The sequence below is a fragment of the Hyphomicrobium sp. DY-1 genome (assembly GCF_047497105.1).
GTDB lineage: Bacteria > Pseudomonadota > Alphaproteobacteria > Rhizobiales > Hyphomicrobiaceae > Hyphomicrobium_B.
The window spans coordinates 1,052,877-1,065,529 of record NZ_CP134870.1; the positions used below are offsets into that span (position 1 = coordinate 1,052,877).

Annotated in this window: 12 protein-coding genes; 1 reads left to right on the forward strand and 11 read right to left on the reverse strand. The window is 55.8% G+C overall.

Features of this window, described 5'->3' with window-relative positions:
• Position 1: 1 nt before the first annotated feature.
• Positions 2-577 carry a hypothetical protein gene (locus RLW41_RS05030; protein ID WP_414463759.1) on the forward strand — a complete coding sequence of 192 codons (576 nt, stop codon included), beginning with the start codon at positions 2-4 and terminating at the stop codon, positions 575-577.
• Positions 578-608: 31 nt separating this feature from the next.
• On the opposite strand, the gene RLW41_RS05035 is transcribed toward RLW41_RS05030, so the two are convergent.
• The 11 genes from RLW41_RS05035 to RLW41_RS05085 form a co-directional block, all read right to left on the reverse strand.
• On the reverse strand, positions 609-1,034 hold the full coding sequence (locus tag RLW41_RS05035; RefSeq protein ID WP_414463760.1) for a hypothetical protein: 426 nt from the start codon (positions 1,032-1,034) through the stop codon (positions 609-611).
• Positions 1,035-1,195: 161 nt separating this feature from the next.
• A complete protein-coding gene (locus tag RLW41_RS05040; RefSeq protein ID WP_414463761.1) occupies positions 1,196-1,333 on the reverse strand; it encodes a hypothetical protein in 138 nt (45 codons plus the stop codon).
• Between the two features lie 374 nt (positions 1,334-1,707).
• Complete coding sequence (locus RLW41_RS05045; protein ID WP_414463762.1) at positions 1,708-2,973, reverse strand: hypothetical protein; 1,266 nt, start codon at positions 2,971-2,973, stop codon at positions 1,708-1,710.
• 517 nt (positions 2,974-3,490) lie between these two features.
• Complete coding sequence (locus RLW41_RS05050) at positions 3,491-4,465, reverse strand: helix-turn-helix transcriptional regulator (protein WP_414463763.1); 975 nt, start codon at positions 4,463-4,465, stop codon at positions 3,491-3,493.
• A 69-nt stretch (positions 4,466-4,534) separates the two neighbouring features.
• A complete protein-coding gene (locus RLW41_RS05055) occupies positions 4,535-5,467 on the reverse strand; it encodes a hypothetical protein (RefSeq protein WP_414463764.1) in 933 nt (310 codons plus the stop codon).
• Between the two features lie 137 nt (positions 5,468-5,604).
• The gene (locus RLW41_RS05060; RefSeq protein ID WP_414463765.1) at positions 5,605-6,879 is read right to left on the reverse strand and encodes a hypothetical protein; all 1,275 of its coding nucleotides are present in this window, start codon (positions 6,877-6,879) and stop codon (positions 5,605-5,607) included.
• Between the two features lie 149 nt (positions 6,880-7,028).
• The gene (locus tag RLW41_RS05065; RefSeq protein WP_414463766.1) at positions 7,029-7,913 is read right to left on the reverse strand and encodes a helix-turn-helix domain-containing protein; all 885 of its coding nucleotides are present in this window, start codon (positions 7,911-7,913) and stop codon (positions 7,029-7,031) included.
• Between the two features lie 408 nt (positions 7,914-8,321).
• Positions 8,322-9,812: a hypothetical protein gene (locus tag RLW41_RS05070; protein ID WP_414463767.1), complete on the reverse strand. Its 1,491-nt coding sequence runs from the start codon at positions 9,810-9,812 to the stop codon at positions 8,322-8,324.
• 1 nt (position 9,813) lies between these two features.
• Positions 9,814-10,221 (reverse strand): DUF5681 domain-containing protein, encoded by a 408-nt coding sequence (locus RLW41_RS05075; protein WP_414463768.1) that lies wholly within the window; start codon positions 10,219-10,221, stop codon positions 9,814-9,816.
• Positions 10,221-11,678, reverse strand: coding sequence for a site-specific DNA-methyltransferase (locus RLW41_RS05080; protein ID WP_414463769.1), 1,458 nt, complete (start codon positions 11,676-11,678; stop codon positions 10,221-10,223). Before RLW41_RS05080 ends, RLW41_RS05075 begins: the two co-directional genes overlap by 1 nt.
• A 399-nt stretch (positions 11,679-12,077) precedes the next feature.
• Positions 12,078-12,650, reverse strand: coding sequence for a Fic/DOC family protein (locus tag RLW41_RS05085; RefSeq protein ID WP_414463770.1), 573 nt, complete (start codon positions 12,648-12,650; stop codon positions 12,078-12,080).
• Positions 12,651-12,653 lie beyond the last annotated feature (3 nt).

Sequence of the window (12,653 nt, forward strand, 5' to 3'; positions counted from 1 at the left end):
TATGGCGAAGTATCGTCCCCTTCTGCTCGTTATTGTATGCTTAGCCTTGGGCGCGCTCGTATGGCTCGACAACCGTGATACCATATTATCGATGTGGAATTCCGCAGCTCCCAGCCCTTCAAGCGCGACTGCACAAATCACCCCCCTCGACAACGCGAAGTCAGAGGGAGATGCGGCGCCCGAACAAAAGCCGACGACGGAAGTCTCTCTTCTTACGGGAAATCCCTTGGCCACGTTCGACAAAGCGTCGCTTGAAAACTGGGTGAAGAGACCGCTCTTTGCGCCAAGTCGGCGACGGCCACCCCCGCAAGAAGCTAAATCGAAAATTGCGCCACCGCAGCCGCCACCTGACTACCAACTGCTGGGAGTATTGCTGAACCCCGAAAGAACAATTGCATTGCTCCGCAGCGAAGATACGGGAACGGATTTTCACGTTCAGGTCGGCGACATGCTCAAGGGATGGCTTGTAGCCTCGGTGGAGCGGGACGCGGTCACACTTAAACGCGATGATGAGACGTCTCAGGTCATCCGCTTCAAGAAGGCTTGCTCGGACTCCGGAGGGACGTCATGTCCCTAGCCTTTCACCGCCTTAAGCAAGGAAAGATGACTCAAGGCATCGCCGGCGACGCGGCGGGAGGCGGTGGGCTTTTCGTATCCTTCGAGTGGTCCGAGACGGCGATCAAAATTTTCTCTACGCCCGTAACGTTCTTTTTTGATCGGACAATCATATAATTTCGATTGCGCAACAATCGCTCAAGTATGTTTGGCAGACTGCCTTGAAAGGTCACCGAGATTGGATCATCAGAGTCGATGTCGGTATTGCCAGCTAACTCGACACCGTATTTGTCGTGTAATGCTTGCAGCACCTCTCCCACCGTCGCTTTATCGACTTGCAATTTGATGCGTTGCGACGGGTTATCGCTCTCAATCGTTACACCCTCTGCACGAAGTTCCGATTGGCCAAGAACGAGCGCAAGCGTGAAAAAGAATGCTCGGGCCGCAAATTTTCCGCCAAGTGAAGTACCACGCGTCATCGCCGGAAATCCAAAGCTCGAATGAACTAGGCCATCCTCGAACTAATAGCATCCTGCATCAAGCATGCATTTGTCGAAGCGCCAATTATCGAAGCCCCACCGCTCGTATGACCAGGGTTCCCATCCCTTCCCCATCAGCAAATCGCATCGGTACATCACTTTCATGCAACGGTGATGATCTCTGCATATTCCTTCATGGCGATGCCAATGATAGATCCCCAAACGAGGATCCCAACCGAACATTCGTCGGCAATGAAAGCCATGCGCCAGTTGAACCAAGGGATACCCAGTGCCGACACCGCTATGCTTCGGGGGCATCAAGGCGGCGGCGGGACCGTTCAACACGGAGACCGCCAATAGCCCGCAAAAGAGCAGCTTCATCGATGGAAGCTGGTATCTCGATTTCCGCAAAGTTGCCCCCATCCGAATAACGCGCATCAGCCGCGAGAAGAGACTTGGAATTTCGCGACTATAGAACGATTTCTAGGAAAGACGTCTCGGAGAAATTCTGGCAAAGCTGATTGAAATCGCGGTCGTCACTTGCTGGCAACGCTCCCTTCGTCGTTAGGCTCTCAAGTGGCGATAGATTGCGCAACGCCACTTGTCCGTTAACTGAAAAGCACGTTTCGAGGAAAGCGAACGTTCTTGTCCGCTTCCCTCGCCGCTCTGAAACTCAGTGATCCCATGCCAAATCGTTGTCGTGGACATGAAGCGCCTTCGAAAGCCATTTCTCATCGAAGGCCGCAATTTGCAGATTATTCATCTCAAGCATCTGCATGTGGCCGTTGCCGTATATCTTTGCGCTCGGCAGATAGACGTAGGTGTTGGGAATCCCGGCCTGATCGAGGAACATCGACGTGCAGTAATCATATCCTGAGTGATAAGACGCCTGGCCCGTCTGAATCAAAATGGGCGTGCCTTTGAGGTTGGTCGGCTGATGAATAACGGGACCGGATTGCAACCAGCAGCTTTTCAGATTTGCTGCTGGCTGTCCTTGGACTCCGCCTGACGGCGGCGGAGTCTTGGTCAGACCGAGGTCCGCAGCGCTCGCGACAGGCGGGCTGAAGTTCAAACAAACATTGCTGAGACCGCATGACGTTCCAGGCGTGCTGTCACCATTAAGACTCGAATTACCGGTGGGCTCGACCGCGATGATCGCTTTGACCATGCCCGGCGCGGCCTGAGGAATAAACCAGCTTTCCGGACCCGTCATCGAATGGGTCATGATGATCGCCGGGCCTATCTTTTTGATCAAAGCTGCGACTGCAGCCGTGGTGAGTGCGAGAGCCTGATCGCCATTGGGCATGTTCGCGACTTGTGACGCGAAAAACTGGTCGAAGGCGTACTCGCCCGGCACACCGCTCCCGGGGCCGCCGGGCCACTGCGTATGAAGCGCTGCCTGCGGCCAGCCGAGAGGACTGGTGAGTTCAGGCGCCGTAAACATCTGCTTTACAGTCGTCGGGTTCGGATTAGGACCCTGTGGCCCATAGGCATTCGGGAAATAGCCGGATTTGCCGCGGCCCGGCTGGTCAATCACGTAAACCGGCCAGCCGTGCGCCACGAAATAGGCTGCCCATCCCGGACGACCGTCAGGAGTTCCGAGAAAGTTAGCGCCGGTCTGCTGGCTGCCGTGAATCATAATAATGGGCAGGCGCTTTGTACGTTTCCAATTCCACGAATGATTATTTGGCGAAACAGGAAGCTGATAGAATACATGCGCTTGTCCTGACATCGTCGTCGGCATTCCCGATGATGGCGCGGTGTCATAGACGCCGCCCATGTAGAGAACACCCTGTTCGCCGACGATAAAGGGACCAAGATCGTCGTTGTTATTTTTGTCGTTACCGTGCGCCAATGCGCAAGGCGCTGAGAAGATGCAAAGAATGCCAGCCGCCAAGGCTTGCGCCCGAAATTTCGATCGCTGATTGGATTTCTTCATGGTGTCGTCCTCCTGACCTACGAGGGTTTTGAATTCTCGGAGTCTTGACACTGGAAAGTGTAGCGATACCCAGAATGCAGTCTCGGATTACGGCGAACAAAAAGAGGCTGACAGAGAACTCAATTTCATCAGTATTTTAAGAGTTCTTGCCATGATGCTGGCGCCGGCTAGCGATGGCGGCGGGTTTCCTTCCGACAATGGACAAGGTTACGGTCTTTATCGTGCAGGATAACGAAGCTCTGTAGTTAGAATGCGCCTTCGCCGGTTGCGCTAAGGTCATTCAAAGAGCGCGATAGACATAGCAAAAACCTCCGAAGCCATGTCCCGTTCAGCGAGCGGACGCCCGGAGCGACCTAAACCCATGGAAGCGCCAAGGCGTAATGTCGCTATTGCGTATTCCCCGCGATCAGTAAGCGAACGCACTTACCGTCCATTCTGGCCGATAATGAGAAATTCTCAGTCGGGATATCAGGCGACTAGGTCGATCGGACTTTGCAAGGACCGGGACCAAACGCAACTAAAAATCTAATTGCGGAGTGCTTCTGAGGCTCGGGACCTGGGAGGAACGCGCTTCGCTCGGTTTGCAGCCGTACTTCTCTCGGAAAGCTCTCGCGAACGTTGAAAGATCTTTGAAGCCCCACTTCTTCGCTATGTTAGCTATTTTTTGGTCCTGGTTCCCCGGCGCGGTGAGCTCAAAATGCACTTGCTCTAGCCGCTTCGCTCTTATGTACGCCCCCAGCGTAAGCCCTTGCTGAGCGAACAACTTGTGCACGTAGCGGACGCTGACGCCGAAGTAGCTGGCGACTTTCGCCGGATCTAAATCAGTATCCTGCAATTCGCGATCAACGTATTGGAGCATCTGGAGACCTAGCGACCGTACGATAGGTTCAGCATGCTGGCCAGACCGAGCCAGTCCGATAGCGATTAATCCCCGAGCTGCACCATACAGCATTTCATATTCAAATTGAGATGCCAATGAATAGCGAGAAGCGATGAACGCCAAACAGCTCGCTAAAGGTGCCAATAGCTGGTGACGAGAGATATGAACTGCCGTGGAGAACTGGTCGGCTATGCCATCTGGTCGCTCGAGCTCGTGTACTATCAAAAGCAACGCTCTGAGTTTTGCTGCTTCGATGCTGGCTAATCGAAAATCACCCCAGAACACCAAGAGATCGCCGGCGGTCGCCGGACAATGCAAATCTCCATATGTAATTTCGCCGGAAATTAAATAAAGCGCATAGGCGGATCTCGATAAACAAGCTGGAGCAATATCCGACGTCCACGCGCAAACCATGTCTCGAGGCCGTTCCACATCTCCCGTCTGATAACTCGCAGTGTGAAGCATGTTGATAGAAGGAAAATCACTTAGGTGCCTGATGCGAACCGTCGTCTGCCCCTGGCTTTGTTCAAATATTTGACGGCAACCGGCTTGGGACGCCGCCGGAAAACTGAGACGATCAACTGATTTATCCAAAACGCGTGTCGCTGGCATCGGCGATCTCCCGAAAAGAACGGTGGCTATGCAGGCGAAAAACCGCCCTTTTGTTTGTCTTTTCTCGCGTCATCTTGCTTTTTCTGCAGCCGTATTTGTCATCGGCCACTTTGCCAGCAGCCTGTAGGGCGCATCTCGGTCGACCCCTGTTGCGATCACAAAAGTTCGAGCGACGCCATAATCATCGTTCGAACGGTGGGCGCGAACGGTGACGAGATGTGCGGTCCCGCTTTCGTAAGTCAGAAAGTCCGGCGCCATTCCCATCAGGCCAACAAGAGTCGATTTGTCCGCGTGACGAACTTTTTCAACGTCAGCCCGGCCGAGTGCCGGAATTGCCTCAAGAATCTGAATCGGTGCTGTGACAGGATAAATGGTACCATCATCGCTGAAAACTGTAAGAAAGGGTGCAACATCATCGAACACGTCGCGGGGGATGCCGGGCAGACGACCGAGCTGCGATACATCGATGAAGGCCGCATCTGGAGAAGGGAAATCCGTAGCCGCGCGGTCTGCCGTGTTGCCGCCATCGACACGTCCATCTTCACTGGCGGCCCGCCGGGCACGCAGAATAAGGTCTGTATATCGTGATGCTTCAATCTTGGAATTTGTAAATTTTAGAAAGAAGGCGCGCAGCAGCGCGGCACTGCTCTTGTTCAAATCGATCAAGCTGTTTGCATTCATCACCGTGATCGACAGCTGCGCGCCGGCGAATTCAATTGAATGCTTTCTTCCGTCTCCCAACCACCGTTGCTGCTTGTCCTGATCAATCAGATGCGCCGCCGCAACTTCGACACCCGCGTCGAGCAATGCTTCCAATTTGGTCAACCCGACTTCTGATACGGCCGAAGACGTGCCACTGCGGACCGTACTGTTGAACGACGCAACCAGCATGACGACGGAAGAGAGCACCCACAGAACAACCAGCAGCACGAAGCCCTGCTCGCGCGTTCGCTCCGTTCCACCGTCTCGCTCTTCGGTTTTGCGTGCAGTAGCACCCTCCAACTTGCACTCCAGGTTACGATATCGGAGCATTAAAACGCCAAACTTGGATGAGCTGACCATGCAAACTTGGTGTCACGATAGCTAGTCCTCTACCTGCACCGCGCAGGTAGAGGCATCAATACTTTCGCTACCGATGATCACCAACCGTGGTCATGGCCATGGTCATCGGCCTTTGCATAGCCGTCCAGTTTGGTCTTCTTCAGGAACTTGAAGAGCAGCGCTGCAACCTTATCGTTGTCCATGTCGGCGAACGCAATGTGCGTGCTTCCCGTGAGTCCTGCATCTTCTGCCAGCTTCAGCACTTCGGCGTGCCCTCCTAAGTGGTACTTCGCAGCGTATTCGTTGATGAGCTTGGCGCACAAGCGGGACTGTATGACGAAGCTGTATGTTTCAGGCCGGTGATCGCCCCATGCGAACGTAATCTGAAGTCTTGCCAGCTTCTTGAAGTCTTCTGGTGTAACCCCCAGCGGACCGAAGGCGCAGGCCGGGCCGGGATCCGTGCACAGCGTAATGTTCGCGGCTGCAACTTGCGGATCACCGATCGGGAACACATATCCGATACTTTCGTAAGTATAGATGCCCTTGATGTTGTTGCCCGTGGCCTTGGCTGTCGTCTTCATAGCGCGAAGCCCACCCGCGGAGTTTGTCAGATAGACGATGCTTTTGCCCAATCTGCCGGAGTCGGCCGCAATGGCCGCCGCATCCGTCTCGATCTCGATATTCTTCTCAATATCGAACTCGTCGTAGCGAGCGCCGGTCGCATTCCACCAATACTCCTCAAGTTTCGGACTTTGGTAAGGGAACTGGGAGCCCGGGTAAAACTCCGCTGGGGTAGGGACCTGGCCGGCAGGGACCGCGGGGCCGAAAACCCAGGCGGTGAAATTGCCTTGATCGCGGGCTGACGGCGTGTAGGTGACCGTCTCGCAGCTCCAGTTGGCCCTGCCCACTCGCGGGCCGTCCCAAATGTACGTGGGATAATCGGCGCGCAGCATCTTATCCTTATAACCTTCGCCGCCGTCCCAACGATTCTGCCAGACCTGCGCGCTAGAGCTGTGCCACAGGACAAGGCTGGTCTTGCGCGGCTTTGCGGGCAGGAAATACTCGACGTACCCGTGATCGCACGACAGCGTTCGATCGGGGAACGAAGGGCTCAGGCCTGTCTTGTGGTACCCGCCGATTATGAACCCACCGGAACTGTCGAGCACGATAGGCGGCCTCTTACCATGATTGCCGTTGTCGTGCGCAAAAGCCGCGCCGGTCGATCCTGTGGCGACGAAAAGGGCCGTTAACGCCCCCACCCCCCAAGGACTGAATTTTGCAAGTCGACTATTGTTGCCCATCATTGACTCACCTTTTTTTGCTTCGTCCCTTGATGTTAATGACAAGCACTTTCGATCTTCGTCGAAACTCATGTGCGCTCATCAAAACGGATGTTACGGACGGGCTGGCAATAGAACTACAATGATCCTGCGCATTCGGGCACGATCCTGCTCCGAACAGCGTATACTTATTCATGCGCAGAAAATCGGCGCCCCCCAATGGGCAATTGAACGTAGGCGGATCAAATGCTTCTTTTGTATTGCTTCGGCGTCACGCCTGTGAACTGGCGAAAAACTTTCACAAAATGGCTTTGACTAGCAAATCCGTATGCGGACGAAATATCGCTCGCAGTTAATTTTGTGGCGGCAAGCATGCTCTTCGCCGCTTCTATTCGCTCATACATAACAAATCTATAAGGCGTTACGCCGAATGCGGAACGAAACATCCGGCTGAAATGTGAAGGGCTCATATGCACGAGTCCGGCAAGCTCAGTCACGGCAATGTCGCTGGTCAGGTTCGATCGGATATAATCGACAAGAACACGCTTTTGAGCTAGCGACAGGCTATTTCCGCGATCGTTCGCACTCTGCGCAATTACGTATCGGCTCGCCAAATATGTAAGCAAAGCGAGTGAGATGGTTTCTGCGAATAGTCTGCCAGAGGGACACCCTTCTCGTACTTCCTCACGCATCGTCGACATCAATGCGGCGAGCACGCGATCGCTTCTGACCTGCGCCGTGTCCAAGGATTTATCGATCGCGAGAACATTATCGGGTGCTATGTGCTGCAATTTGGAGTTATCCAATTGAAGTACCATCGTCGGCATGGGATTGCTTGGCACGCACGTTTGAATCTCAACGTCGCGCCGGATGATGGAGACAGTTCCCCTCTGAACTGCATCCGTTCGCCAAATGCCGCGATGCTTCCAATTCAACGACCCGCCGCCGCTGGTAACGAACAGCAGCGTTGTCTTGGGCCAGGAATGACATGGAATTGGCTCGGCGGGTCCGTCGGATTCCTCGAAATAGTAACCGGCCCAGGGGTGGTCGGCACTGCTGAGAGCCGGGCCTGCAAAGAAGGGAACACGACGCCCCGTCGAGTTCATTTGGAGGCGTGATGTGGTCACACCATTTCCCTTACAACAAAATATCAGCTTACGTACGAGGCCCGCTGCAGGATTTTTGGCACACGCAAAGGCGCGCATCAACGACAGTTATTCCTAAGGCTAACATCGGCGCTCATTGCTGCAGTGCACTGACTAGCGACGGCCTCGCCGGCGCCGTGTCAACGATCCGGCATTTGAAGTCGAGTTCAGGCGAGTGAGAGTTACTAGGAGTGCGCGCGCCTTCTCAGACGCGCCCGACGGTCGCCGATTTTTGCATTGTCGGCGCACCCGTTTCCTGCACGAAAAATGGCAATCGTGCAGGCACGCGGTGGGCTTGCGGAGGGCACGCACCACTGGGTATCGCTGGGAAGCCGGCGATGCACTAACGTGTGGCTCTTGGAAGTGCGAATGACGTTGTTTCCCCCTCACCTAGCCAAAATTTCGCATATTGCGTCTCGCCTGAAAAATTGCGTTATCGAGGTTTGCAACAACTTGGGTCATGCTATCAACCTGATCGTCATCCGAAATATTAGGAAACGCGCTCACCTCGTAGAGAAACTTTTCGAGAAACGATGCCGACGTCGGAATCAGAACTTCACCGGCATCGATCCTGAAGATCGCTCTTCCGAAGCGCACTATCTTGGAGTCGGATGGTCGACATTTTGAAGCCGGCCCGGGGATGATCGGAGCTGACCTCGTGTCAGACCAGGATATGTTTCGATAGCCAGCCTTCCTCAGATGCTGCGCTACGCCGAGACCGACTCCGCGCTCGTCGATGACGACCAGGGCTGGCCGGTCCCGCTCGATTTCGGACTTGATCGTTGCAAGCACCTCCGGCAGCTCAAGCGTCACCGAGATAACTTGAATCAAGTGGAGCGCGTCTCTGTTGTCTTTATTGGCGGCCAGCCCCCACTTCGTACAGACGCTCGCATTTCCGCCGATGGTCGCGCCGACATCCCAGGAATGAACGCTCAGTTCGAACTTCGGCGGCTTCGATAAATCGAACCGCTGGAATCGTTCGACCGAGAGCATGCCCGACCCGCCAGCCGTCGGCCGCTGTTGATACTGACCGTCCCAGACGTGACGCGGAAGACTTGCTTTGAGCTTCGCCGCGTCCTCTGCTGTCATGCGCGCCGGATTGAGCACGTCGCCGGGCCGGCGGTGCATCGTCAGCTTGCCGTGACACTCGTACTTCTCTTCTTTTTCGGCAATCATCGGCAGCTTCAGAACGAAGTCGGCATTCGGTTCGAGCGTTGCCGAAAGGTCGTCCGGAGCCAGCCTGTGCATGACAAGAATAAGTGCACCCTTTGCCTGATCGTTGAAGCGCGTCGAAACCGAGTTCGACATCCAATCGCGAACGCGAGCTTTGACGTGTTCCGAACCGGCGTCATCGGCTTGGATCGGATCGTCGACGATGATGAGGTCGGCACCGAAGCCCGTGATGTCGCTTCCGACCGCCGTCGCGTAGCGACCACCTTTTTGGGTCGTACGAATGTGATCTTCGGATTTCTTGTCGAGAACCGTTTCAGGAAAAATCCGTCTATAAATTTCTGACTGCATCAACGTACGGGTCATCACCGAAAGATCGTGCGCAAGATCGTCGCCATACGAGATCGCGATGAACTTGGATGCCGGGTTGCGTCCTAGGCGCCACGCGACGTAGAAGACGGACACCATCATCGACTTCATGTGTCGTGGCGGTAGGTTGATGTTGACGCGTCGATACTTTCCCTCTTCCACCTGCATCAACAGATCGGCCAAGACTTGTAGATAGTCTGCATAGACAAGGTCGCTGCCCGGGTGCAGAACTCTGAAGGTCATATCAACGAAACACATGAAGTCGGCACGCGCCATGGCGATCAGAGCATCGAACGTCTCGATGTCGTCGCCTGTCAGCTGCGCAACACCCATCGCGCTCATCTTATTTACCTCCACCTGACGAGTTGAGGTGGTCGAACCGTTTCAGCATACGCTTGATGGTATCGTCGCTCGGTAACGCGAAGGGCTCTTCGGAACCTGCATTCGCCGCCGCCTCCGGTTCGGCAGCCAGCTGGAAAATCACGCGGGCCGCTGCAAGATCGCCCTCGAGTGCTTTGCTAAAGACGCGCCGCGCGAGCGCCTCCATCTTAGAAACGGTGACGATGTTCTCGCCTTGCTTGATCTTGACGTGCTTGGTGGCCTCTTTCGCCATGATCTCCTGGAGTGTCGGCGCGCCCTTCGGTCGACCCTTCGGGTTGCCGGATTGACCAGGCTTAAACTGGTGCTGTTTCGGAGGACGACCATAACCGACAGCATCCTTCGGTGATGCCTTGATTGGCTTCTCGGACATTACCTCTCTCCCTCGTCCGGGGACGCTGTACTACGCCGTTGCGCGGCCGCAGCATGCGTCTCGCCAGTTTCTTCAAGGATCGCCTCGCACCCTGTCATCTGCTGCCATCTGTGGATGGCGACATCACAGTACCGGCCGTCGATCTCGATTGCGCGGCAGATGCGACCGGTCGCCTCCGCCGCAAGCAGCGTCGAGCCCGATCCCAGGAAGGAGTCGAGCACGACGTCGCCGCGGTCCGTGATATCGAGAAGAGCGTCCTCGAGCAGCGCACGAGGCTTAACGGTCGGATGTACGGCCAGGCCTTCGCGCGCATCCGAGCCCATGCTGGATGCACCCGGATAGGTCCAGACGTTGCTGCGATAGCGTCCCCAGCGCCCGAGCTCGACGTTATTTTTATGCGATGCGCTTCCCTTCTTGAAGACCGGAAGCATCTCGTGCGCCGATCGCCAGAGGCTGCCTTGCCCGGCGTTCGATTTTGACCAGACGATGACGTTCAAGAGACCCAAATCGAGCTCGCGCCCGGCGGACAGAATGAGTTCGACGCTGCGCCAATCGATGAACGTCGCGAGAAGGCCCCCATCGACAAGGACCGATGATGCGAGTTGCATCCAATCCCTATTGAAGACATCGAACTCTTCACGGCTCAGTTCACCGTGCGCGACCTGAAACTCTCGATGATGTGCCTGGCCCGTACAGTGGCCTTGGATCGGAACGTTGAACGGGACGTCGGTCAAGGCGAGCTGGGCACCCTCGTCAGCTCCTATGAGCCGCTGATAGGCTTCGCGGTCACGCGCGTCGCCTTGAATCAGTCGATGGTCTCCCAATACCCAAATATCTCCCGGTCGAGAAACGCTCGACTGAGGGAGCGGCGGGAGGACGTCGCCTGCGGTTTCGTCATCGTCGTGAACAAGTAAGAGCGTATCAATCTCTGCAAGTTCGAAACCGGTGGCGATGACGTCTTCATCGAGTTCGATCAGTTCCTCGAACTCGAGCTGCAGACCGTCGACATCCCAGTCACCCGTTTCTGCGAGCCGATTGAGGGCAATCGAAAGCGCACGCCGCTCGCTCGCGTTAAGATGTTCAATTCGGATGACCGGTATGGTTGCGAGGCCGAGCCGGTGTGCAGCTTCCCAAACGACGTGCCCGTGCACGATGCGACCGTCACTATCGATCAAGACTGGAACGCAGAGCCCGAACCGCTTCAGGCTCAGGTCGACCTTGGCCGATTGTGAGGCAGTCGATTTTCGTACACGGCGGTCGGCAGGACGCAGCGCGTCGATTGGTAAATATTCAACGCGCAGGTTCGGTAGCAGATCGTTGCGCTGGTAAGCGGCCGAACCTTCGCAGGAGGCTAGTGTCTTTTTCGCCTGCCGTCGGTTCCGTGACTTCTCCTGCAGCGCTGACTTAAGACCGGTTGCGGCCCGGATCGGGTCCCGTGCGGATCGGGTGTTTGACATCGACTTCGCTCTCCAGGCTGTGAACAATACGTTCACCACCGGAATGGAAGTCGCCAATCGAGGGCCCGACATCGCGCAGCGCTCCTCAGGTCCGAGCTTGGCTCGAGGACCTGGCTGAAAGCGCGGCCGACGTACTGCCCATCCTTGGCTTGACTGGCTCGCTTGGACAACCGCCACCTCAGGGGTGAAGCGTCCGAGACAAAAATCGGGCAATTGGAGTGGGTGTTCAAGGGCAAAAAAACGGGGTGGTTCGTTTGCGACCCACCCCCGATTTGAGATGCCTTCCGTCGATGCAATTAGGCTTTCAGCCTGCGAATTCAAGAATGGCAAAGGGCGCCGATCAGCTCCGCTTCCGCCCCATTTCGGAGATGGTGTGACGCGTGCGATGGTCACGGAGGATTAGGCGGCAAGGTCCGCGATTATTTTAGTGAGATCGGCTTCGTCGCCGTTAAAGCTCGCGATCATAGCGCCGAGCGTAGCGCTGGCATCGAGCTTGGCGAGATCAAGGGCATGTCCGGCTGCGTCGGCAAGAAGGGCAAGGAACGTGAGCTGCGTGCGGCCGTTGCCCTCTCGGAAGGGGTGGATGGCGTTCAGTTCCGCAAGAAAATGAGCGGCGTCTTTGGCGAAATTAACCGTTTCTCGGCCGCGCAGAAAATCTCCGTCTTTGAGCCAACCGAAGACACGGGTCATTTGCGCCGCGATGTTCTCCGGATAGCAGAACACGCTGTCGCCCTTCGAAATTCGTATCGTGCGGTAGCGACCGGCCCACGAGTAGACGTCCTGGAAAAGATGGTGATGGATGGCCCGGTAATGCGTAACCGACAGCCTGCCGCTTGGCAGCGGTTCTTCCGAACGCACAAACGTCATTGCCGTCTCGAATCGCTCAAGCGCCTTCGCCGTCGTGAGACCGGCTTTATTCTTGAGAACATCACTGCCCGGATAGCAGTACGGATCGCGCTCGGCGTCGTACATAGC

What these genes read in the sequence shown, in the direction of transcription:
- RLW41_RS05030 (WP_414463759.1), top strand. Translation starts at nt 2, where the DNA reads ATGGCGAAGTATCGTCCCCTTCTGCTCGTTATTGTATGCTTAGCCTTG.
- RLW41_RS05035 (WP_414463760.1), bottom strand. Translation starts at nt 1,034, where the DNA reads ATGACGCGTGGTACTTCACTTGGCGGAAAATTTGCGGCCCGAGCATTC.
- RLW41_RS05045 (WP_414463762.1), bottom strand. Translation starts at nt 2,973, where the DNA reads ATGAAGAAATCCAATCAGCGATCGAAATTTCGGGCGCAAGCCTTGGCG.
- RLW41_RS05050 (WP_414463763.1), bottom strand. Translation starts at nt 4,465, where the DNA reads ATGCCAGCGACACGCGTTTTGGATAAATCAGTTGATCGTCTCAGTTTT.
- RLW41_RS05060 (WP_414463765.1), bottom strand. Translation starts at nt 6,879, where the DNA reads ATGAGTTTCGACGAAGATCGAAAGTGCTTGTCATTAACATCAAGGGAC.
- RLW41_RS05070 (WP_414463767.1), bottom strand. Translation starts at nt 9,812, where the DNA reads ATGAGCGCGATGGGTGTTGCGCAGCTGACAGGCGACGACATCGAGACG.
- RLW41_RS05075 (WP_414463768.1), bottom strand. Translation starts at nt 10,221, where the DNA reads ATGTCCGAGAAGCCAATCAAGGCATCACCGAAGGATGCTGTCGGTTAT.
- RLW41_RS05080 (WP_414463769.1), bottom strand. Translation starts at nt 11,678, where the DNA reads ATGTCAAACACCCGATCCGCACGGGACCCGATCCGGGCCGCAACCGGT.
- RLW41_RS05085 (WP_414463770.1), bottom strand. Translation starts at nt 12,650, where the DNA reads ATGTACGACGCCGAGCGCGATCCGTACTGCTATCCGGGCAGTGATGTT.